At 62.3% G+C, this 21,441-nt stretch carries 25 protein-coding genes and 2 pseudogenes; 19 read left to right on the top strand and 8 right to left on the bottom strand.

The window, feature by feature from the left end; translation table 11 throughout:
* The 5 genes and pseudogenes from L6639_RS39500 to L6639_RS39480 all read left to right on the top strand — a co-directional run.
* A pseudogene (locus L6639_RS39500) lies at nucleotides 1–267 on the top strand (hypothetical protein); the annotation flags it as partial.
* Nucleotides 268–535: 268 nt separating this feature from the next.
* Nucleotides 536–796 carry a hypothetical protein gene (locus L6639_RS39495; protein ID WP_237866871.1) on the top strand — a complete coding sequence of 87 codons (261 nt, stop codon included), beginning with the start codon at nucleotides 536–538 and terminating at the stop codon, nucleotides 794–796.
* A gap of 236 nt (nucleotides 797–1,032) precedes the next feature.
* The gene (locus L6639_RS39490) at nucleotides 1,033–1,281 is read left to right on the top strand and encodes a hypothetical protein (protein WP_237866870.1); all 249 of its coding nucleotides are present in this window, start codon (nucleotides 1,033–1,035) and stop codon (nucleotides 1,279–1,281) included.
* A gap of 107 nt (nucleotides 1,282–1,388) precedes the next feature.
* Entirely contained in the window at nucleotides 1,389–1,646 is a 258-nt protein-coding gene (locus L6639_RS39485; RefSeq protein ID WP_237866869.1) for a hypothetical protein, read from the top strand.
* Between the two features lie 336 nt (nucleotides 1,647–1,982).
* Entirely contained in the window at nucleotides 1,983–2,168 is a 186-nt protein-coding gene (locus L6639_RS39480; RefSeq protein ID WP_237866867.1) for a hypothetical protein, read from the top strand.
* A gap of 128 nt (nucleotides 2,169–2,296) precedes the next feature.
* On the opposite strand, the gene L6639_RS39475 is transcribed toward L6639_RS39480, so the two are convergent.
* From L6639_RS39475 to L6639_RS39465, 3 genes and pseudogenes are all read right to left on the bottom strand, one after another.
* Nucleotides 2,297–2,512 carry a hypothetical protein gene (locus L6639_RS39475; protein ID WP_237866865.1) on the bottom strand — a complete coding sequence of 72 codons (216 nt, stop codon included), beginning with the start codon at nucleotides 2,510–2,512 and terminating at the stop codon, nucleotides 2,297–2,299.
* On the bottom strand, nucleotides 2,509–2,709 hold the full coding sequence (locus L6639_RS39470) for a hypothetical protein (protein WP_237866863.1): 201 nt from the start codon (nucleotides 2,707–2,709) through the stop codon (nucleotides 2,509–2,511). The genes L6639_RS39475 and L6639_RS39470 overlap by 4 nt, the downstream gene beginning before the upstream one ends.
* A 275-nt stretch (nucleotides 2,710–2,984) precedes the next feature.
* Nucleotides 2,985–4,499: pseudogene (locus L6639_RS39465) on the bottom strand (FAD-dependent monooxygenase).
* A 183-nt stretch (nucleotides 4,500–4,682) separates the two neighbouring features.
* Here L6639_RS39465 and L6639_RS39460 point away from each other — a divergent pair.
* Nucleotides 4,683–4,826, top strand: coding sequence for a hypothetical protein (locus L6639_RS39460; protein WP_237866861.1), 144 nt, complete (start codon nucleotides 4,683–4,685; stop codon nucleotides 4,824–4,826).
* 135 nt (nucleotides 4,827–4,961) lie between these two features.
* Here L6639_RS39460 and L6639_RS39455 read toward each other — a convergent pair whose 3' ends face one another.
* Entirely contained in the window at nucleotides 4,962–5,306 is a 345-nt protein-coding gene (locus tag L6639_RS39455; RefSeq protein WP_237866859.1) for a response regulator, read from the bottom strand.
* A gap of 137 nt (nucleotides 5,307–5,443) precedes the next feature.
* On the opposite strand from L6639_RS39455, the gene L6639_RS39450 reads away from it, so the two are divergent.
* The 7 genes from L6639_RS39450 to L6639_RS39420 all read left to right on the top strand — a co-directional run bounded on the left by L6639_RS39450 (nucleotide 5,444) and on the right by L6639_RS39420 (nucleotide 10,375).
* Nucleotides 5,444–5,581, top strand: a complete 138-nt coding sequence (locus L6639_RS39450; RefSeq protein ID WP_237866857.1) for a clathrin light chain — start codon at nucleotides 5,444–5,446, stop codon at nucleotides 5,579–5,581.
* 74 nt (nucleotides 5,582–5,655) lie between these two features.
* A complete protein-coding gene (locus L6639_RS39445) occupies nucleotides 5,656–5,814 on the top strand; it encodes a hypothetical protein (protein ID WP_237866855.1) in 159 nt (52 codons plus the stop codon).
* Between the two features lie 481 nt (nucleotides 5,815–6,295).
* On the top strand, nucleotides 6,296–6,616 hold the full coding sequence (locus L6639_RS39440; RefSeq protein ID WP_237866853.1) for a hypothetical protein: 321 nt from the start codon (nucleotides 6,296–6,298) through the stop codon (nucleotides 6,614–6,616).
* Between the two features lie 246 nt (nucleotides 6,617–6,862).
* The gene (locus L6639_RS39435; protein WP_338076576.1) at nucleotides 6,863–7,090 is read left to right on the top strand and encodes a hypothetical protein; all 228 of its coding nucleotides are present in this window, start codon (nucleotides 6,863–6,865) and stop codon (nucleotides 7,088–7,090) included.
* Between the two features lie 149 nt (nucleotides 7,091–7,239).
* Nucleotides 7,240–8,508 (top strand): CaiB/BaiF CoA transferase family protein, encoded by a 1,269-nt coding sequence (locus tag L6639_RS39430; protein WP_237866851.1) that lies wholly within the window; start codon nucleotides 7,240–7,242, stop codon nucleotides 8,506–8,508.
* Between the two features lie 64 nt (nucleotides 8,509–8,572).
* Entirely contained in the window at nucleotides 8,573–9,802 is a 1,230-nt protein-coding gene (locus L6639_RS39425; protein ID WP_237866850.1) for an acyl-CoA dehydrogenase family protein, read from the top strand.
* 9 nt (nucleotides 9,803–9,811) lie between these two features.
* Nucleotides 9,812–10,375, top strand: a complete 564-nt coding sequence (locus L6639_RS39420) for a flavin reductase family protein (RefSeq protein ID WP_237866849.1) — start codon at nucleotides 9,812–9,814, stop codon at nucleotides 10,373–10,375.
* A gap of 24 nt (nucleotides 10,376–10,399) precedes the next feature.
* Here the strand turns inward: L6639_RS39420 and L6639_RS39415 are convergent, their stop codons facing one another.
* On the bottom strand, nucleotides 10,400–11,308 hold the full coding sequence (locus L6639_RS39415; RefSeq protein ID WP_237866848.1) for an NAD(P)-dependent oxidoreductase: 909 nt from the start codon (nucleotides 11,306–11,308) through the stop codon (nucleotides 10,400–10,402).
* 178 nt (nucleotides 11,309–11,486) lie between these two features.
* Here L6639_RS39415 and L6639_RS39410 point away from each other — a divergent pair, with 178 nt between their 5' ends.
* The 6 genes from L6639_RS39410 (at nucleotide 11,487) to L6639_RS39385 (ending at nucleotide 17,836) form a co-directional block, all read left to right on the top strand.
* The gene (locus L6639_RS39410; protein WP_237866847.1) at nucleotides 11,487–12,470 is read left to right on the top strand and encodes an ABC transporter substrate-binding protein; all 984 of its coding nucleotides are present in this window, start codon (nucleotides 11,487–11,489) and stop codon (nucleotides 12,468–12,470) included.
* Nucleotides 12,471–12,548: 78 nt separating this feature from the next.
* Complete coding sequence (ilvD, locus tag L6639_RS39405) at nucleotides 12,549–14,243, top strand: dihydroxy-acid dehydratase (RefSeq protein ID WP_237866846.1); 1,695 nt, start codon at nucleotides 12,549–12,551, stop codon at nucleotides 14,241–14,243.
* 123 nt (nucleotides 14,244–14,366) lie between these two features.
* A complete protein-coding gene (locus L6639_RS39400) occupies nucleotides 14,367–15,212 on the top strand; it encodes an ABC transporter ATP-binding protein (RefSeq protein WP_237866845.1) in 846 nt (281 codons plus the stop codon).
* The gene (locus tag L6639_RS39395; RefSeq protein ID WP_237866843.1) at nucleotides 15,209–15,994 is read left to right on the top strand and encodes an ABC transporter permease; all 786 of its coding nucleotides are present in this window, start codon (nucleotides 15,209–15,211) and stop codon (nucleotides 15,992–15,994) included. Before L6639_RS39400 ends, L6639_RS39395 begins: the two co-directional genes overlap by 4 nt.
* On the top strand, nucleotides 15,991–16,752 hold the full coding sequence (locus L6639_RS39390; protein WP_237866875.1) for an ABC transporter permease: 762 nt from the start codon (nucleotides 15,991–15,993) through the stop codon (nucleotides 16,750–16,752). The genes L6639_RS39395 and L6639_RS39390 overlap by 4 nt, the downstream gene beginning before the upstream one ends.
* Before the next feature lie 37 nt (nucleotides 16,753–16,789).
* Entirely contained in the window at nucleotides 16,790–17,836 is a 1,047-nt protein-coding gene (locus L6639_RS39385) for a 2,5-dihydroxypyridine 5,6-dioxygenase NicX family protein (RefSeq protein WP_237866842.1), read from the top strand.
* On the opposite strand, the gene L6639_RS39380 is transcribed toward L6639_RS39385, so the two are convergent.
* From L6639_RS39380 to L6639_RS39370, 3 genes are read right to left on the bottom strand one after another with little or no spacing between them, the layout of a single operon-like run.
* Entirely contained in the window at nucleotides 17,833–18,825 is a 993-nt protein-coding gene (locus L6639_RS39380) for a 3-hydroxybutyryl-CoA dehydrogenase (protein WP_237866841.1), read from the bottom strand. The two genes, L6639_RS39385 and L6639_RS39380, sit on opposite strands and share 4 nt — an antisense overlap.
* Nucleotides 18,826–18,828: 3 nt before the next feature.
* A complete protein-coding gene (locus tag L6639_RS39375; protein WP_237866840.1) occupies nucleotides 18,829–19,917 on the bottom strand; it encodes an NAD/NADP-dependent octopine/nopaline dehydrogenase family protein in 1,089 nt (362 codons plus the stop codon).
* On the bottom strand, nucleotides 19,914–21,440 hold the full coding sequence (locus L6639_RS39370) for a class I adenylate-forming enzyme family protein (protein WP_237866839.1): 1,527 nt from the start codon (nucleotides 21,438–21,440) through the stop codon (nucleotides 19,914–19,916). The genes L6639_RS39375 and L6639_RS39370 overlap by 4 nt, the downstream gene beginning before the upstream one ends.
* Between the last annotated feature and the right edge of the window lies 1 nt (nucleotide 21,441).

Genomic DNA, 21,441 nt, shown 5'->3' with positions numbered 1-21,441 from the left:
GACAGCGACTTCCTCGACCTCGTCGAAGAGGCGCATCTCACCTTCGAAGGCAAGTCCGACGGTGAAATCGCCTTCGGCGCGCTGAAGGGCTTTCTCGACGTCCGGTACGGCACCCGCGACGGATCGGCCTGCGCCGAGTTCTCATGGGAAGGGCACGACGAAGCTGACCCGTCCTGCGGTCGCCTCTGGGCTACGATCGGCACTGCGGGCAGGCTCGTCGGCCACTTCTACATCCACAATGGCGACGATTCAGCCTTCGTTTGCGAACCGGCTGAGTTCTTCAACAGCCTGCTAGTAGCGTTGGGTGCGGCAACGTTCCCACCGTTCTTCCCTTAGACTCCGGAGGCGGGCCCCTTTTGCCTGCCGACCCATGTCCGCCGCAGCACCAACAAAGTACCCGCGGTCCCAGTGAGCGGGCGGGATCATCTGATGTCGATCGGGGACAACAGCCCGATTGAACCTGCATCGCCTCCGGCGACACCAAGACAGGCAAAGATGTTGCCTTGGTCGCTGTTACTTTTTGCCGGATGCTGGCATGAACCCCTCCCTCGATCTGCTCTATCGCCTTGCGGCCTTCGGGATCAGCATCTACTGCGTTCGCAAGGCCTGGTATGGCTATGTCGAGCGCAAGATCCTGTTCGTCAGCGACGACTGGTGGGATTGGTCGAGATGGTCGCGGCAGGAGTTTTACCGCGCCACCATGCCGATCCGCTACTGGATGCAGATGGTCGGCACGGCCGGCGGGGCGCTGCTATGCCTCGTCGGTGCGATCGTCGGCTGGCAGCCGGGCAGCTGAACATTCGACATCGCCGCGACCTCTGCCAGCGACGAAACCGTCCTGAAACAATCCTGAAACCAGATCGTCCTGAACTCCGTCGCTGATTGCCCCGACCAACGGAGCGAGAAGGAGACAAGTCATGATCCAGGTCGGTTCGAAGGAAGAAATCGCGTTGCTGCTGGCGCTGTTCGGGACCCATACCCAGCCCGCCGGCAAGCCGAAGCCGAAATCGCAGCAGCGGTAAAGACGAACCCATGCCGGGTCTGGCCGATTGCCTGAGCTTTCTGCGTTTGCTGATTGCCCGCGGAGATCCCAAAGGCATCCCGCTGGCGAGGGGCGCCATCGACGATTACCTCGCCATGGCCCCGGTCAGCGCACGCCGGCGCGGCTTGCGCGTGCTCCAGCAGGACGCGCTTGAGCTTCATGTCACCTCGGTTGGCGTGCAGCGCTCGTTCGCGGAAACGGTGGACGCCTATATCGAGCGGAAGCTGGCGGAGGAATGAGGGGAGGTTAACCTCCCGGGTTTCTTCCAAGAGCTGGCATCTGTCTTGCTACGAGAGGTCTTAATCACGGCCCGGCCAATCGGGCCGTTTCAGATTGAGGCGATCCCATGCAGTCAACGTCCCGTTTCGAAGCGACCGCGTCCCTGCAGCTCCATGCTCTGATCTCCGACCTGCACTGGCGGATCCAGATGCTGGATGGCGACATTGCCGAGGAGGAGCGCAATGCCGGGAATGCCGATCCTCGCAGCCCCACATATTCGATGCTGGCGCAGGCCTTGCGGGCCCGCCGTGACAACTTACGGACCTCGGTCGCTTTGCTGGAAGCACGGGTCGAGCGGGCGGCGGAAATGCCGCGCGCGGCGTAGACTAAAGTCGCGCCGCGGTCCAGATGCACGCTTCGACGACCTAACATAGGTTAGTATCGATCCGTTGCATAAGCTTGTGCGTCGGCTTTTGGAACCAGTGTACACTTTGCTACTTAGGAACTCCGCCATCGGGAGTTCGAGTCGTGACCTACAAGGGTGAAGCAGAGCATCACGGGCCAGGTCGCCCACAGCCTGGCCCGTCGTGTCCGACATGCAAGACGCCGTCGCGCTACATCACGTCGGTGCTCGACGTCAGGCGCGACCGGTCCGTCTCGATCTACCGATGCGATACGTGTCGCGATGAAATCTGGCAGTGATGTCGAGGGAGGCGATGCCATGAAGGATTTCCAGACGCAGCTCGAGAAGCTCCGCAGGGATGCTGCCGAATGCGCGCTGATACGCGATCTTGCGACCGACAGGGAAAAGCGCGAGCTGTTCGAGAAGCTCGCGGGCCATCTGACCGTGCTTGCGGACCAGGTCGAGCTGGCCATGCGCGACCGCACGTCCGGCTCTGCGGCTTAAGGTCGTTTCGAGAAACTACGGTCCGTAACCAGCCCGGCGTGTTCCGCCGCGAGGCGAGGTCCGCGACGACATCGGGCCGCTGATGCAGGTTAAGTTCAAGTTTGAGGTCGAAAGGCTAAGGCCTTAGGTCAGTTCGGGCGTAAGGATCTACTTTGGACCTCGGGCGGAGAGGGCCCCCTCAACACGCCGATCTTCCGGCCGAGCTGCCAGACCTCGACGTCGCCGCGGCGCGCAAACCGCTCTGCAAAGGCAAGTGCCGACGAGTCGCTGGGTGCCTCGAAGGCTTCGGCGGCGCGGAAGATGCCGTTTTCACCGATCAAGTAGGCGCGATACTGCTCGCTCATGACGGCGCCCTCAAGCCCGGCGAATGCAGCCAGGCGTCGATCTGCATTGCCATCTCGTCGTGCCGCGCACGGCGCAACAAAATCTCGCGGCGACGTCCCGGCGCAAGCGCGCGCGCCTGTTCGCGCAAATGCGCGGCTTCCTCCGCGAGCCTCTGATGGAGTGTCTTGGTCTGCTTGAAACGACGCCGCTTCAACATGGCGCTGCTCTCTGTGCGTGGAAGGCGGAAGCGCGACTGGCGTTCTCATCACCGATATCTGCCACGGGCCTTGCGGTGATGGTTAACCGTACGACTCGTCTCGCAAGGAGTCATCATCATTTGATAGGTCGGGAAAGAAATCAGCGCGCGTTTTGAACACGCTATTTCGCCTTTTGAGACACTTACTCATTTTGCGTGACGGCTGAATCGAAAGTGCACTTTTGAACAAAGGAGCAAGCCCGCGGGGGCTTGCTCCTTTGGAGCTTCCGACGGTGTTACGTCGCGCCGAACCAGATCGTCAGAGCTTCCGCAAGGCCGCCTGCGCTCTCATCGTCCACCCACGCCACATGCCCGTCGGGCCGGACCAGCACAGCCCCCGGCGCGGCGATCGCTCCGATGGAAGGAAGCTCCCACGCGCCATCGTACGTGGCACCGATGTGTATCACGCGATCGGCCCATGGCGAGATGTCTAGTCCGCCGCAGAAATCGAGCAGCACGCCGCGCGCATCGTGCAGGAGCGTGAACAGCTGCATCCGGCGGCCCGCGACGGTCAGCGTCAGATCGGGCATGCGGCAGCCGAGCAAGGGATGCCCGCCGCCGAGATCATAGCGGATGTCGAGCCCGCTCATCATCGCGCCGTAACGTTTGCGCGGCTGGTCCATCGCGAGCAGCTCGGAGACGATCTCGCGTGCGGCTTTGCGGCCGTCGTCGTTGCGGCGGAGCAGGGCGATCTGCGCCCTGGTGTTGCGTAGCACGCGCGCGGCCACGGGATGGCGTTCGACATGATAGCTGTCGAGCAGGCCCTCGGGCGAAATGCCCTTCACCACCTGCGCGAGTTTCCAGCCGAGATTGACGGCATCCTGCAGGCCGGTGTTGAGGCCCTGCCCACCGACGGAGTGCTGGATATGCGCGGCGTCGCCAGCGAGCAGCACGCGTGCTTTGCGATAAGAGACGGCCTGCCGTGCCGCGTCGGTGAAACGCGAGATCCAGGACGGGTTGTGGACGCCAAAATCGGTGCCGTAGACAGCGATGAGCGCCTCGCTGAGATCGCGCAAGGAAGCCTCGCCGCTGCGCTCGAGCCTCGCTTCCGTCATGACGACCAGCACGCGTCCATTCTCCGTCTTGCTGAGGCCGTGAAAGCCGATTTAGTCGTGACGCAGGCCCCATGCCGGCGCCTCGCGCATCTCGACGTCGGCCATGAGGTTGCTGACCGTCGGATCCGTGCCGGCAAAATCGATGCGTGCTGCCTTGCGAACCAGGCTCCGCCCGCCGTCGCAGCCGACCAGATAGTCCGCACGCAAGCTCTCGCCGCCTGCGAGTGTGATGTCGACGCCGGTGTCGTCCTGCACGACATCGCTCACCTCGCGGCCCCGATAGATGGGGACGCCTGTTTCCTCCACCCAACCGGCGAGGATACGTTCGATATGGCTCTGCCGCAGCGCCAGCCCGTAAGGGTGCCTTGTGGGCAGATCGCTGATGTCGAGCCGCGTCCAGGCAAAGCCCGCGAGCTGGGTGATGGTCCCTTCGCGCAGGAAGCGATCGGCCATGCCGCGCTGATCGAGGATCTCGATGCTGCGCGCGTGCAGGCCGCCGGCCCGCGTGCCGGTGAGATCCTGGCTGGCGCGGCGCTCGACGATGGCGACATCGCACTTCGCCAGCGCCAGCTCCGCCGCCAGCATCAATCCGGTCGGCCCGCCGCCGGCGATCACGACGGCATGGTCGGGCGTATGTGCGGTGCGCCTTGGCAAGGTGCGGGCGCGCGCACGTGACGTCGGCAGCAGGACAGGCATGTGGTGACCCCTCTCAGGTAGCTTGAGGCGCGGGGGTGTACACGGGGATGGGGAGCTTGAAGCAAGCCCCTTGCGCACCACATATAGAGCTGGGAGGAGGGGCCTTGTTTCGCTTGCGTTCGGCCTTCGTGAGGCGTCGGGCAGGCAACGGCGGCCAATCGCCGAAGGAATGATACCGTCGAGATGCGCGCCGTCACCGGCGGCCTAGTCGTCCTGCGACAGATCGCCGGGCTTGGTGGGAAGGTCGATGGTGCCGCCATCGCCGTGAACGAGGTCCCGGCCGACGTCGCCGGTCTCGCCCGCCTGAAGTCATGCCGATCCTACTGATTCACCAACGCACGGAGCCACCCGGATCGTTCGTTTGACTCGTCGGGCAAATCACTGGCAAATAGCATCATCGAAAAGTTGCTTCAGCCCGCGCGGGACGGATCCGCCGCGGGCTTTTTATATGGCGGCAAACGTTCAGCAGACACCTGTCGTCTGCTTCATAGTGTTGGTGAGATCCTCGAGGGAGAAGGGCTTGCGGATCATGGGAAGGCCGCCACGCCGCGGCTCCCGGCCTGACAGTTGAAGCACCTTCAGGCTCGGTCGCACGCGCCTGGCGCGCTCGGCCAGCTCGTGTCCGTCCATGCCCGGCATGTTGATATCGGTGATGAGGATCGAGATGCGCTCGTTCTGGACGAGTTGCTCGAGAGCTTGCGCTCCGCTCTGCGCATCGACCACTTCGCAGCCGAGCTCCTGCAGCATGCTTGCCACGACATCCAGAACGCCGGCGTCGTCGTCGACGACGAGTACAACATGACTCATGGGTGATTAATCCTCCGGTGATGAAACGCGCGCCGCTCCCTCCGGGTTCCGAACGCGCGCCCGCAAGGCGTGTACAACGAATGGTTCGGGTGTGACTTCGTTGTGTCCTCCTGTGCGCGTGCAGGCATGAAATGTGGATGCCCTTCACGCGCGATGCGACCGAATGGCGGCGGCTCCATCGGTTGATTGACACGTCGGGCAAAACACCGGCACAACAGCACCATCGAAAAATTCTGATCAGCCCGCGCGAAGCAATTCGCCGCGGGTTTTTTTGATGTCGAAACGGCGCCGGCTGCATCCCCGGCAGGAACGGACTGCAGCCCCGGAATTTGTAGGATCCGGAGGAGCCATGCTGTCGGATTCTGATATCGCCATGCTCTGCAACATCGGCCAGTCCATCGCCTTCAGCGATGACCGGCACGGCGAGCTGTTCCGGCTGATTGCCGACGGCTACGGCAGAAGGATGGCGACACCTACGAGCTCACCGCCAAGGGCGAAGCGGCCGTGATCAATCGCGGCGCGGGGCTGAACGAGGCGTGATGATCGCCTTGGTCGCGGAGCGACCTGGATCGCGTTTGCCGTCGGCTGACCCCGCTGGTCCGCGCCGGTCGTGGAGGGCGGCAGTTGGTAACGCGGCCCGCGCAAGTCCGGATCGCGAGGGAATAGGAACCTTCAGTTCCAGGCCGGATTTGGTGTCGTGCCGGCCTACCGCCGATTGGCCGGCTGGAATGGCGGCTCCGGCGCACCAAGCCCCCCGTCATGCGCTGGAGCCGTTTTTTCGGTTTATCAAAAAATGACTTGACCCGTCGGGCAAAACACTGAGAAAATGGTTTCATCAAACGAGTAGCCGGCACGATCTTTAGTCGCGGCTGGCAAGCTTCCCGTTTAGGACAAGGTTATCGTTGTCGGATCAACGGGTCCTCTGACCGGGTTCGCGGCGATCACTGCAATCTCGTCGTCCTTCTATCTAGCCAAATGTGGTTTTGAGAATGTTTCAAGGATCATCGAGCTGGAAGATACCAGATGCCGAGATCAGGACGATCATTGCCGAGACGCCGGCCGAGCAGCAAAGGCAGCGGTTGGACGGTGTCGATGCGATCGTGTTGAAGGCGGAGGCGTCGGTGCTGGCCTCCTTTGGGCTCGAAGATGACGACCGGAGGGAGATAAGGGCGGATTTCCAGTGCCTCCGACGGTGGCGAAAAAGCGTGGAGCGGGCCCAGATCTATGCGTTTAAGGCCGTGATTATTGTGATAGCGACCGGCCTGATGGAGGTCGTCTGGCTCGGAGTGAAGGTCGTGCTGAGCAAGTGAGCTTCTCATGACGGCGGCACCGCTGCACTGCGATCCGTTCGATGAGTCGTGCTATGCACATAATTGGTAATCGACGCTGTGATGATGACGTTGCCGACACACTGGCTTCGACACTGCGGCGACACCGGAGTTCGGCCTCGAAGCGTGATAACTTGTCTATCAAGGCGACGATGCGGTCGCCTTCGCAGGCGTCACGCGTGATCCACTCGCGAACGGAATTTCGGCTACTTCTCCAGGGTCGGAGTCTTGCCGCGGCATTGGGGCGGGGGGCTTCAACTCAGATTGATGCGGGCTGCCGAAGCGCACGGGCGGCGTGTCGGATGGCACGGCATCGTCTCCGATACGACGGACAACCTGGTCTCGGCGAACAACTTCATCAAGGTGGGCCATCGGCACTGCGAGCCGAGGTCACCTGCGCCTGGTCGCATGCGCTCAATGGTCGAACGTCGCTTCGCTAAGTGGGGTGTCACGTGACGCGGAACGTCCATTCACTAGTCTAGCTTCACTGTTGCTGGGCCTCTTTTAAGGCCTTCTTGTTGAAGCACTTGCGAAGTTGTCCGGCCGGGCTTTAAGTTCGCTTGCAGCGAATTCGGCGAACATAAGCCGATGTAAGGGAGCTCGAGATGCCCATTAAGCCTCAATTGCCAGAACGTTCGTCGCGGTCGGAGGGAAGACCAACCGCGCTTGACGGCTTGCTGGTCGTCGATTTTACGCGTGTGGTTGCGGGCCCTGCTTGCACACAGACGCTGGCCGATTTCGGTGCGTACGTCATCAAGATCGAGAATCCCGATGGCGGCGACGACACGCGCGCCTATGAGCATGCCGAGATCGGTGGCGAAAGCGCAGCCTATCTCAGCTTGAACCGCAACAAGCGCGGTATAGCGCTCGATCTTGCAGTTCAAGAGGGGCGGGAGATTGCGTTGGATCTGATCCGCAAGGCGGACGTGGTCGTGGAGAATTTTTCGAGCGGCGTCATGAAGAAGTTCGGCCTGGATTACGAGGCCGTCGCGCCGCTCAACCCGCGGCTGGTCTATTGCTCGATCTCCGCTTATGGGCGCACCGGGCCATTTGCCTCACGCCCGGGATTCGATCCCATCACGCAAGCCGAAAGCGGCTTCATGTCGCTCAACGGGTTCGCGGATGGCCCGGCAGTTCGTACCGGCCCGCCGATTGTCGACATGGCGACCGGGATGTCGGCTTGCAACGCGATCCTGCTGGCACTGTTAGCGCGGGATCGTCTCGGCCGCGGGCAGCATGTCGAGGTTGCGCTGTTCGATGTCGCCATGGGGATGACGGGCTTCTACGGCATGGCCTATCTGATCAACGGCGAGAATCCGGGCCGGTTCGGCAATTCGCCGGCCGGGTCTCCCACTGTTGGTGTCTACGAGGCATCCGATGGTCCGCTCTACATGGCGTGCGCCAATGATCGGCTGTATCGACGGCTGGTGGTCGAGGTGCTCAACCGCCCGGATCTCCTCAACGCGCCACAGTTCGCCACGCGTAAAGCAAGGTCTCAGAACAAGGAGCTCCTACGTGCGGCCATCGCTGAAGTGTTTGCAAGCGACACGCTCGAGAACTGGATGGCGAAGATGAAGCTGGCCAATATTCCGGTCGGCTATCTCCGAACCGTGGAGGAAGGGTTCAATGCACCGGAAGCGCGCGAACGCGCGCGCTTGAGCCGGATCCCGCATCGTACCGCGCAGTGGGTGCCGAATATCGAGCCGCCGATCAGCATGAGTTTAACGTCTGCAATTGATCCTGTGGCGGCACCGCTGCTGGGTGAGCATACTCAGGGCGTGATGCGCGAAACGCTTGGTTACGACGAGAAGCGGATTGCGGCATTGGCCGAAAAAGGCGCATTCGGGCTGCGCAAGGCCGCGACATCGGGCTGAGTGCAGCAACAGCTTGATTTGGCAAGGTTCCAGCCTCATAAATGCATGAGAGCGAGGGACGCGAATGGTGTCTGGTCAGGAGCCGAGCATGGGTCAGTCGGTGGCGACAGACTCCGGCGAACGAGCCTATGCAGCGATGATTGCCAAGGCCCGAGCGCTGGTGCCGCAATTGCGGGAACGCGCGGCTCGAACTGAGGAGCTGCGGCACCTGCCGCCGGAGACCGAGGGCGACTTGCATGAAGCCGGTCTGTTCCGGATGCTGCAGCCGAAGCGTGTCGGCGGCGCCGAGCTCGATTATGTTGCCCTTATCGATTGTGCCGAGTTGCTTGGGCGGGCCGACGCATCTGTGGCTTGGAATCTGGCTAATCTGGCAAGTCACCACTGGATGCTCGGTATGTTCGAGCAGCGTGCGCAGGATTTGGTCTGGGGCCGAGAGCCGGACGTGCTGATCGCATCGTCGTTCATCTTCCCTGCCGGCCGTGCCAGAAAGGTCGAAGGCGGATACCAGCTGCGCGGAAGCTGGCCGTTCTCGTCGGGCGTCGGCTCGTGCGCATGGAACATGCTTGCAAGCGTCGTCGCATCCGACGACGAGGCTGACGGAATCGAATACCGCATCTTTCTATTGCCCAAGGCTGACTACAAGATCCTCGATACCTGGAATGTTGCCGGACTGCGCGGCACCGGGTCGTCGGATGTCGAAGTCAGGGATGCCTTCGTGCCCGATCATATGACCGTCGCGGTGGGTGATCTCGCAGGCGGCGCGACCCCCGGCAGTAAGGTGAACCCCAATCCGCTGTACGCCCTTCCCGTCTTCTCGCTGTTTCCCTATGTTCTCTCCGGCGTCGCGCTCGGCAATGCGCAGGCGTGCCTGGACGACTATACGGAGGTCGCGCGTCACCGCATTTCGACGTACAACCGCGCCAAGTTGAGCGACTTCCAGAGCACGCAAATCAAGATCGCGGAAGCTTCCGCCAAGATTGATGCCGCGCGCCTCATCATGCGCTCGGCCTGCACTGAGGCGATGGAGGACGCACGGCGCAACCACACGCCCGATATGGTCACCAAGACCAGATACCGGCGCGATGGAGCGTTCTCGGTCAATCTGTGCACTGACGCCGTCTCTATGCTGTTCGCGGCGAGCGGGGCGCGCGGCCTGTTCACGACCGGTGTGCTACAGCGGCAGTTTCGCGATGCGCACGCGATTAATTCGCACCTCGCATTCAATTTCGATGCGGCCGGAACTAATTATGGACGCGTAGCCCTCGGCCTGCCGTCCGAGAATCTCACCTTGTGAGGCCGGCCGATGAATGACCAGCCAAAGCATCCGGCCGCCTCCGATCCCGCCAACGAGTTCGCCAGCGACAACTCGCCGATCGACCCGCGTGATTTCCGCAACGCGCTCGGCACCTACGGAACGGGTGTAACCATCATCACGGCTACAGCCGCTGATGGAAAGCCGTATGGCATCACCTGCAACTCGTTCGCCTCGGTCTCCTTGAATCCTCCTTTGGTTCTCTGGAGCCTTGGCGTCTATTCATCGAGCCTGACCGTGTTTCAAAACGCCACCCATTTCACGGTGCATGTGCTGGGCACCTCGCAGCAGGCGCTTGCGGACAAGTTTGCCAAGTCGTCGGAAGACAAGTTCGCCGGTGTGGACTGGACGCCGGGCCTCGGCAATGCGCCCGTGCTGCCCGAGAGTGTGGCAAGTTTTCAGTGTCGATCCGTCAATCGCTATTATGGTGGCGATCACGTGATCTTTCTCGGCGCGGTCGAGGCCTATGCCTACAACGCACGAGACCCTCTGCTGTTCGCGCGAGGGACTTATGGCCGATTCTTGGCCGACGACGCGCGCAAGAAGACGCCATAGTGCGATTCAGGGACGCTGGTCAGTTCAACGGTCCGCCGCCGAAAGCTTGTAGATTTCCAGAGCGTCGGCGTCTGCGCCGCGTGCAGCCTTTGCCAGCCTGAAGATCTGACCCGCGAGGGTCGCCATTGGCACCGGCGTCGACGTTGCTTGCGCGACATCGGCGACCGTGTCGAGATCCTTCAGCATCGTTGCAATGTGCCCGAGCGGGGGTGAGTGAATGCCCTGGACCATGCGCGGTACGAAGAGCTGAAGCGGGATCGAATCCGCAAAGCCGCCAGCGAGCGCCTCCGGCAGCCGGCTCGCGTCAATTCCCGCGTTCGAGGCAAGGCGCGTTGCCTCCGCAAGCACGGTCATCGCGCATCCGACGATCACCTGGTTGCAGAGTTTCGTGGTTTGGCCGGCGCCGGTCGGACCCATGTGGGTGAACCTGCGCGCCATGGCCAGCACATAAGGCCGTGCCCGCTCGATATCAGAGGTCTCTCCTCCAGCCATGATGGCAAGCGTGCCTTCTTCGGCACCCTTGGTGCCACCGGACACCGGCGCATCGATCCAGTTTGCGCCGTTCGCAGCTTTCAATCGCGCCGCAAGCTCGCGCGCGGCGTCGGGATGGATCGACGAAAAATCGACCACGAGCTTGCCTGCCCCGGGAGCCGCAGCGAGCCCCTCCGGTCCGAAGATCACCTCTTCGACGGCGGCGGCGTCGGTCACGCACATAAAAACGATGTCGGAGTTCGTCAGGAGGTCACGCGGCGTGCTCGCGCGGTTGGCGCCGGCCTCGACAAGCGGCGCGACCTTGCCCTCAGAACGGTTCCAGACGCTGACGTGATAGCCGGCCTCGAGCAGGCGCCGGGTCATCGGCGTTCCCATCAGTCCCAGGCCGAGATAGCCGAGCCTCTCGACGCCTTGCGGGTTTGCCTTGCTCGCAGCAGCCATAGGTTGCCTCCTCCTGCCGCAGCGCAATGGCGCGCGACCGCTGCCGCACCATACACAACGGATGTCGCGGCGAAACCGTGCCGGCTTGCATGGCTTGCCTGATTGTTTGAACCATGAAACATTTGGGCCGGTCGGGTTGGGTGGCGTCGGTCGGCGCCGGAGCAACGGAGTGGGCACGATGCGGGCAGTTTCGAGGTTGACGCTGGCGATAGGGGCTATGGCAGCCATGATTGCGGGCGCAAGCCCCGCACGAGCGCAGCAGACGATCCGCGTGGGCTGGACCATCCCGGCCGAGGAATCCAAATACTGGATGATGCGTAGGCCGGCCGAGTTTCCCGATATCGGCAAGACCTACAATATCGAGTGGACCCAATTTCAGGGCACCGCTCCGATGACGCAGGCACTGGCGGCCGGCGCACTGGATTGCGCGACGCAGGCGCCGCTGTCGCTGGCTAACGGCGTGGTCGGCGGCAACCTCAAGGCCTATATCGTGGCGCAGCACGTCTTCGAGAAGCCCGGTGGCTTCTCGGTCTACTGGGCGGTGATGAATGACTCGCCGATCAAGACGATTGCGGACCTTAAGGGCAAGACGGTTGGCATTTCCGTGATCGGCGGCGGCACGCAAGGCCCGTTCAACCTGCTTCTGAAGCAGAACGGCGTCGATCCCGCCAAGGATATCAAGCTGGTCGAGGTCGGTTTTGCCGTCTCGGAGGATGCGCTGCGCCAGGGCCGGGTCGATGCGGTCAACATGAATCAGCCGTTTGCAGCACGGGCTGAGGCGAAGGGCGGTACGCGTAAGCTGTTCTCGCTGTCGCAGGCGATGCCGAACATCGTGCACATCCTGGAGGCCTGCCGTGCCGATTTCGTCGACAAGAACCCAGAACTGGTGAAGACCTATGTCCGCGACATCACGTCGGGTATGAAGAAGGCGCTCGCGAACCGCGAAGAGACCCTGAAGGTGGTGTCCGAGGTGCTGAAGGCGCCCGTTCCAGTGCTCGATACTTACCTGCTCAAGGACAACGATTTCGGTCGCGATCCCGGTGCGGCACCGAACTTCCCTGCGATCCAGAAGATGCTGGACATTTATGCGGACACGGGAATGCTGCCAAAACTGGATGTCGCGCAGTTCAGGCACCCGACCATCGTCGCGCCGCTGCAATAAGCGATAGAGCGGTTCGCAAGATGAACGAAGTCGCAGTGCCCCGCCACATGCGGGACATTGCATCGAGATGATGCAAGCATGAAGAAGCTGCGATCACGGATTACCACTGACGGGCTCGACCGGGCGCCGCACCGCGCCTTCATGCGCGCCATGGGGCTGGACGACGCGGCCATTGCAAAGCCGATGGTGGGCATTGTCAGCATGAAGGGCGAGCAGACGCCCTGCAATATGACCCATGATTTCCAGGTGGCCGCGGCCAAGACCGGGATCGAGGAAGCCGGCGGGACGCCGCGCGAATTCTCGACCGTCTCGGTGTCAGACGGCATCAGCATGAATCACGAGGGGATGAAATTCTCCCTGTTTTCACGTGAGCTGATCGCCGACTCCATCGAGGCTGTCGTTCATGGTCTCGCCTATGATGCGCTGATCGGATACGGCGGATGCGACAAGACGCTTCCGGGCGTTATGATGGGAATGGTTCGCTGCAACGTGCCTTCCATCTTCATCTATGGCGGCAGTTCGCTGCCGGGTCGCCTGAATGGACGGACGCTGACCGTCCTCGATTCCTACGAGGCTGTCGGCAGCTTCATGACGGGCGAGATCGACGGCGCGACGCTCGAACGGATCGAGCGCGCCTGCCTGCCGACGATCGGCGCCTGCGCCGGTCAGTTCACTGCGAACACCATGGGGATGGTGTCGGAGGCTATGGGCCTGACCATTCCCAACGTGTCGATGGTGCCTGGCGTCTATGCTGAGCGCGCGCAGATCTCTCGTCTCGCGGGGCGATTGATCATGGAGATGCTCGAACGTGGCGGGCCGCTGCCACGCGACGTCGTGACACGGAAATCCCTGGAGAACGGCGCGGCGATCGTTGCTGCGACAGGTGGCTCGACCAATGCCGCGCTGCATTTGCCGGCGATCGCAAACGAGGCCGGCATCGCCTTCACGATCGATGATGTCGGCGAGGTCTTTGCTCGGACGCCGCTGATCGGAAACCTGCGGCCCGGCGGCAAATACACTGCAAAGGACGTCTACGACATTGGTGGCGCGGCCGTCGTGATCCGCGAATTGATCCAGAGTGGGCATATCGATGGAGGTTGCCTGACCATCACGGGCCATACGCTTGCGGAAGAATATAGGACGGCCAATGCCCCCGACGGGGAGGTCGTTTATGCGGCCCGCGCCCCGATCATGCCCGACGGCGGTGTTGCGGTGCTGAAGGGTAATCTCTGCCCCGATGGCGCCGTCATCAAGGTTGCAGGTTTGAAGAGTCAACTCTTCGAAGGCGTGGCGCGCGTCTTCGAGGATGAAGAGGCTTGCGTCGCCGCGGTTCGCGACCGCAGCTACAAGGCTGGCGAGGTCCTTGTGATCCGCAACGAAGGGCCGGTCGGCGGTCCCGGCATGCGCGAGATGCTCGGCGTGACAGCGCTGATCTATGGCCAGGGCATGGGCGAGAAGGTTGCCTTGATCACGGATGGGCGGTTTTCCGGTGCCACGCGCGGCATGTGCATCGGTTATGTCTCGCCGGAAGCGTTTGTTGGTGGCCCGCTGGCGCTGGTCCGCGACGGCGACAGGATCCGGATTGATGCCGCTGGCCGTCGCATGGACCTGCTGGTCGATGAACAGGAACTCGCGGCGCGACGACGCGATTGGAAGCCGCGCCCGCCTCGTCATCGTGCTGGTGCGCTCGCAAAATATGCGCGACTGGTCGGTCAGGCGCCGGGCGGCGCAGTCACGCACGAAGGACCCGCGGAGTGGCCATGGTTCGATTGAGGCGTCGCGCGCGCGCGAAATGACGACTGGTTTGGCAGGCTTCTTGCTAAGCTCATGCGGCTGACGGAGAGATTCAGTAGATCGGTGGCGTGACGTTCGCGCGTGAGTGAAGCGAGAGGCGGGATGAAGGTAGTGCCTTCGAGATCGAGCGACTGGGTGAAACCGGTGAAGTCACAAAAGCCGGCATCTGCGATCATCGAGATTGACCGCGTCTCGCGGGTCTTTCAGACCTCGGCGCGCAAGGATCATTTGGCACTATCGGACATCTCCTTGACGATCGAGGAGGGAGCGTTCGTCTCCATCCTTGGTCCCTCAGGCTGTGGCAAGTCGACGCTGCTTTATATCGTCGGTGGTTTCGTCAGCCCAACCAGCGGCGCGGCGAAGATGAAGGGACAGGCCATCACGGGGCCGGGGCCGGATCGCGGGCCAGTGTTCCAGGAGTTCGCGCTGTTTCCCTGGAAGACGGTGCTGGGCAATGTGATGTACGGTCCTCGTCAGCAGGGGGTAAGTGCCACCGAGGCAGATGCACAGAGCCGCGCGCTGATCGAGATGGTCGGGCTCAAGGGCTATGAAAACTTCTACCCGAAGGAGTTGTCGGGCGGCATGAAGCAGCGCGTCGCGCTGGCACGGACACTGGCCTACCACCCGGAGGTACTATTGATGGACGAGCCGTTCGGCGCGCTCGACGCTCATACCCGGACGCGCCTTCAGAACGATCTCCTGAACATCTGGGAGCGCGACCGCAAGACGGTGCTGTTCGTCACCCACTCGGTCGACGAAGCGGTCTTCCTTTCAGACAAGGTCGTGATGATGTCGAAGTCTCCCGGTCGCATCAGGGAGGTTATCGATATCGATCTGCCGCGGCCGCGGCGCCGCAACGAGCTGTTGCTCGATCCACGGTATCAAAAATACGTCGTCGACATCGAGCGCATGTTCGATGAAAGCGACCATGCCGGTTCGCTTTTATGATATCGCCGGCTGCCGTGGCGAGACGTGCTGCGCCGGTGCTGGCTTGCATCGGATTATTGGCGGCTTGGCAGGTCGCTTCGCTCGGCTTGAAGAACGACAGCTTCCCGACGGCGCTCGAGGCGATCCGCGCGGTCCCGGATATCCTCGGTGATAAGGAATCTCTGATCAATATCCTGGCCTCGCTCCGCCGCATGGCGATCGGGTTCGGCATCGCCGTGCTGGTTTCGATTCCACTAGGCCTGTTGATGGGCCGTAGTCGGGCCGTCGCATCCTTCTTCAATCCACTCTTGATGGTGATCTATCCTGTTCCGAAGGCAGCTCTGATGCCGATCATCATGCTGTGGCTTGGCGTTGGCGAAGCTACGAAGATTCTCGTGATCTTTCTCGGTGTCAGCCTTCCGGTGATCTATCACAGTTTTGAAGGCGCCAAGGCCGTCGAGGAGAAGATGCTGTGGTCGGGCGCGGCGATGGGGCTGTCGCCCTTGCAGCGTCTGGTCCGGATCGTGCTCCCCGCCGCGCTCCCGGAAATTCTGACCGGGTGCCGGACTGGCCTGGTGCTGGCGTTGATCACCATGATCACAAGCGAGATGATTGCGCGCCAGTCGGGGGCAGGGAACATCCTGTTCAACGCGCTCGACATGGGACAGTACGATACGGTTTACGCGATGATCATCGTCGTCGGAGCGATGGGCATTTGTGTCGATGCTATTTTCGAGCGGATTCGTGCGGGGCTTGTACGCTGGTCCGAGCCTCAATTCGACATGCCGCTGAGCTTCTCATGATGTCACGTTCTGCGAACGCTATCTTGGGGCTCGCGCCGATTGTGCTGGTGGTCGCGCTATGGCAGGCCCTGGTGACGTTCGGCTTCGCTCCGGCGGTTTTGTTGCCGGCGCCGGGCTTCGTCTTCACACGGCTGCTCGAGCAGCTCGTGACATGGGCGTTTCAGCAGGAAATCGCAGCGACGTTGATCCGACTATTTGCTGGATTCGCGATTGCGGTCGTCCTCGGCGTCAGCATCGGCATCGCGGCCGCCGCAAGTCCTGCGATCAATGCCGTGGTTCGGCCGATCGTGCGCGTGTTGGCACCGTTGCCGAAGGTCGCGCTCTACCCGGCGCTGCTGTTGCTGCTGGGTTTCGGCCACGGATCGAAGATCACCTTGGTCGCGGCGGACGCACTCTTCCCGATTTTGCTATCGACGTATTACGGTGCGTCAACCGTAGAGCAGAAGTTGATCTGGTCCGCCATGGCGGCGGGAACGCCGCGCTATGAAATCCTGTTCAAGGTGGTGTTGCCGGCGGCGATGCCATCGATCTTGACTGGATGCCGAATCGGCCTTGTTATTTCCTGCATCGTGGTGTTTCTGGCCGAGATGATCACGTCGACGGACGGCTTGGGCCATGCCCTTGTGACGGCGGCCCGCACCTTCCAAGCGGTCGACATGTTCGTGCCGCTGATCACGATCTCGCTGCTTGGGTTGATCCTCAATGCGTTGTTGGGCGCGGTACGATCGTATCTCTTGCGAGGCTTCCCCGAAGCGTGACGTGACGAACAAGAAAGCAGAAGACCGGGAGTGAACCATGCTGGCTGATCGCATCGAGGCAAAATGGATCGACGCGTTTTGCGAGATCTTTGAACGTTGCGCCGTCAAGGCCGGCGATACCGCGGCGATCCTCTCGGAGACCCAGTCACGAGCATTGAATGTGCACCTGGCGGAGCTGGCCTTGCTGCGGATGGGAGCGAGGCCGTTTCACGTCGTGATGCCAACGCCGCGTAACCGGAACATCGTTCCGGTCCGTTCGACCGGAGCGAGCGAAGCGATCCAAAAGCTGGGTCCTGTCATCAGCGCGCTTCAGCAGGCTGGCTTCGTGGTGGACTGCACCATCGAGGGCCTGATGCACGCGGTGGAGACGCCCGAAATTCTGAAGGCCGGCGCGCGCATTCTGGTGATCTCCAACGAGCATCCCGAGGCGCTGGAGCGCATGGTGCCGGATCTGGCGCTGGAGAAGCGCGTTCGCGCGGCCGCGAAGATGCTGCGCGGAACCAAGCGAATGCGGGTCACGTCAAAAGCCGGCACGGCCCTTGATGTGGACATGGTGGGCGCTTCCACGGTTGGCGTCTGGGGTTGGACGGATAAGCCAGGTACGCTGGCGCATTGGCCGGGCGGCATCGTCGTCAGCTTTCCCAAGAGCGGGGCGATCAACGGCACGCTGGTGATGGCGCCCGGCGATATCAATCTCACCTTCAAGCGCTACCTGACGTCACCGGTCAAGATGACCTTAAAGGACGATTACGTCGTCGAGCTGGAAGGCGACGGCACGGATGCCGCGATGATGCGCGCCTATCTCGCCGCCTGGGGTGATCGGGAGGCCTATGCCGTCTCACATGTCGGTTTTGGCATGAATCCGGCCGCTCGCTACGAGGCGCTCTCGATGTACGACCAGCGTGACACCAATGGCACGGAGATTCGCGCCGTCTCCGGCAACTTCCTGTTCTCGACGGGCGCGAACGAATTCGCCGGACGTTACACTGCGGGCCATTTCGATCTACCGATGATGGGGACGACCATCGAGCTCGATGGCGTGGCAGTTGTTCGCGAAGGCGTGCTTCAGGACGTCTTCGGCTAGTTGCGGTCGAGCACCGGTGGGCGAGCCAGGTCGAAGTGCCGGAGCAGATCAACCATGGCCTGGAGCCGTTTTGTGCGATAGGCATCGACGTCCATGTCGGAATAGTCGAGGAAGCCTGCGCCGGTGCGCAGCCCGATCCGGCCTTCATGCATGTTGCGCGAAATGACGTCTGGCGCGCGATAGCGGTCGCTGCCGAGCGCGCCTTCGAGATATCGGCTGGCGTAGTACAGAATATCCCCGCCGCCCCAGTCGATGAATTCGAGCAGCCCGAGCACGGCATAGCGGAAGCCGAAACCGTAGCGGATCGCCTTGTCGATCTCCTCGGCACTGGCGACGCCTTCCTCGACCATGCGGGCGGCTTCGTTCATCGCTAGCGCCTGGATGCGCGGAACGATGAAGCCGGGTGTCGCTGCGCAAACCACTGCCACCTTGCCTATCCCTTCGAGCAACGTTTTGACCTCGTCGATGACGGCAACGTCAGTGGCTTTGCCGGGCGACACTTCTACCAGCGGGATTAAATAGGCCGGATTCAGCCAATGCACGTTGAGGAAGCGGCGCGGATTTACGATAGCGCCCGACAGATCGTCGACAAGGATGGTCGACGTGGTCGAGGCAATGATTGTGTCCGGGCCGATTTGTTTTGAAACCGTCCCCAGCACTTCGCGCTTGAGCTCGACCACCTCAGGAACCCCTTCGAAGATGATTCCCGCCTCGGAAAGGGCGGTGCCGCTCCGGCTGGCCGGGACCACCGAGACCCGCGCGATCAGCGGATCAACGTTCGCCTCGGTCAGCAGTCCGAGCTTGGACAGGCTGGCAAACGTCTTGCTGATCTCGCCGAGCGCATCAGCCTCCAGCTTGGCGAACTCCTCTGCCGAGCGGGCTTTGATGTCGACCATCGTGACCGTGTGTCCCGCATAGGCAAACGCAACGGCAATGCCGCGCCCCATGCGACCGGCTCCGAGACAGGCAATATTGGCGCGGCTGCTCATCGATCAGAATCCCTCACGAAGCAGCGTCTGCAATTCAGCTCTGTGAAGCTGGCCAAGTCCCAAGGTCTCCAGCGTTCGGCCAGTTTGCTCAAAATCTTCGTCGCAGATTGCGCCGCCGATGGCGAGGAATGCCTTGGCAAGCGGTGTGGCGACGCCCGCCAGCTTAGCGACGGACACCAGCAGCGACAGCCCAAGCCGCAGATCCTCGCGCATGTAGCGGTGCTCGGTCAGCACGATCCGCTCGCGCCAGTCGCCGGAATCAGTCAGCCGGTCATGCGAGCCGCGGCCATACATCCAGATCTCGCCTTCTTTCGCGTAGTGATGAGCGAGAGGGAAATGCGGTGCGCCATATCCCAGTGCCTCGCGCACGGCAATCCGCTCGGCATCGAGGGCGTCGGTCACGCGCCGGATCGCAGCTTGGGTGCCCTCCTTATGGATGTCCCACCGTTCAAAATGCTCGATCGGGCCCGCGTTCATCACGATCAGCGGCGGATGAATGATGCAGCCTGCATTCATCAGGGCGCCGGACAGCGCGTCGCCGCAGGGCTCGATCACGTCGGGGAAGGCGCGCCCGATGACCTCGAGCGCATGCGGGGCCTGATCGAGTGGGAATACGCCGACCGGCAGCCGCTTCGCACGGATGGTGATCGCGACCTCGAATGGTCCGTGCTTGCGGGTGAGCCAGGGCAGGGTGCCGGTTTCGGCGAAGCTTGCTTCGGCGCGGTTGCCTGCGTCGCGTGCGGCCTGCGCGAAGATCATCGAGCCAAATGTCGCGGGTGGCAGGAAAACCACCTGGCCGTCACGGAGGTGTGGCGCAAGGAGCCGGGCGATATCCTGCTGCGCGAAGGCGGGGGCAGGGCACACGACCAGCTCGACGTCACTGACGGCTTCGGCGATATTGGTGGTCACCAGCGCCAGCTTCACGTCGTGGCGACCGTTGTGGTCCTTCACCAGGATGCGAGATCCCGCGACAAGATGTGCCTCGACCTGCTCCGCGTCGCGGCGCCAAAGCCGAACCTCGTGTCCCGACAGCGCAAAATCGCCCGCGGCCGCGAAAGAGCCGTTTCCCCCACCCAGAACCGCGATCTTCAAGATGCTTCTCCCTGCGCGCGCGACTGCGCATCAAGTTGTTTCAGCAGAAAATGCTGAACCTTGCCAAGCGCCGTGCGCGGCAAATCGGCGACGAAAACGATGTCGCGTGGAACCTTGTAGCGAGCAAGCTGTGTCTGAACGTGCGCTTTCAGCTCGTCTGCTTCGAGACGGCAGCCGGATCGTCGGATGACATAAGCGATGGGCACTTCGTCCCAGCGCGGGTCCGGCCTTCCGATTACCGCGCATTCACTGACATCGGGATGTTCGAGCAGGACCCGCTCAACCTCGGCCGGATAGATGTTCTCGCCGCCGGAGATGATCGTATTCTTCTTGCGGTCGCGGACCCAGAAGTAGCCGTCGGGGTCGCACAGGCCGATATCGCCGGTGCGATACCAGCCGTCGTGGAGCGCATCGCGCGTGGCGTCCGCATTGCCCCAATATTCGAAGAACACGTTCGGCCCGCGCACTGCGATTTCACCCGGCGTACCCGCAGGGACCTCGTTGCCGGCCTGATCGATCACCTTCGCATCGCAGCAGAGGCCGGCAAGTCCGGTTGATCCCGATCGCGACAGGTCGCCGCCCAAGCGGGTGTAGACCGCGATAGGACAGGTTTCAGTCGAGCCGTAGACCTGCAGCACTGGCACGCCCCGCGTAACGAAGCGATCGATCAGGTGCGGCGGCACGATGGTTGACCCTGTGGCAACGGCATTCAGCGAGGAGAGATCGGTCGTGGCCCACGCAGGATGCTCGCTGACGGCTTGGAGAATCGTGGGCACCATGACCGTCAAGGTCGGTCGCTCCCGTTCAATGGCCGCAAGCGCCGTGTCCGGCGTGAAGCGGGCGTGGATCGTAACCGTCGCGCCAAGCTGAAGTGCCGCCGTCGTCTGGATGTTGAGCCCACCGACATGGAAGAACGGAAGCACCGTCAGCACATGATCGTCCGATGTCATGTTGTGCATATGCTGGCTCATGACCCCGTTCCAGAACAGCGCCTCCTGACGCAGCACCGCGCCTTTCGGCCGCCCCGTCGTCCCTGAGGTGTAGACGATCAGCAGCGGACAGGAGAGATCGGTGTGCGGGTTACGTGCGCTGCCCTCGCTGCCAGCCAGCAAGCTTTCGTAGGTCTTGCCGCGGGGCGGTGTAAAATCGAGGCCGACGACGGCTGTCCCCGGCGCAAGTTCAGGAAGAACGTCTTCAAATGCCTGCTCGAGCACCAGCACTTTGGCGCCGGAATCGGTGAGAATGAACAGCTGCTCAGCGACCGCCAACCGCCAGTTCAGCGGGACCAGCATCGCGCCGAGCCGAGCACAAGCGTAGAGTAGGACCAGATAGTCCGGCCGATTAAGGCTCAGGATCGCAACGCGGTCGCCGCGCCCGACGCTGAACTCCTGCTTCAGGGCTGTTGCCGTTCGTTCAATCCGACGGGCGAACGCCGCGTAGCTCAGCCGCCGCCCCTCGAAGGCAATGGCCGTCTTGTCTGGCGCGAACGCCGCATTGCGATCGATTAGGCTGCAGAGGTCCACC

The organism is Bradyrhizobium zhengyangense, assembly GCF_022012555.1.
Lineage (GTDB): Bacteria > Pseudomonadota > Alphaproteobacteria > Rhizobiales > Xanthobacteraceae > Bradyrhizobium > Bradyrhizobium zhengyangense.
Note: the sequence above shows the minus strand (reverse complement) of the source record. Positions and strands in the feature narration are given on the sequence as shown.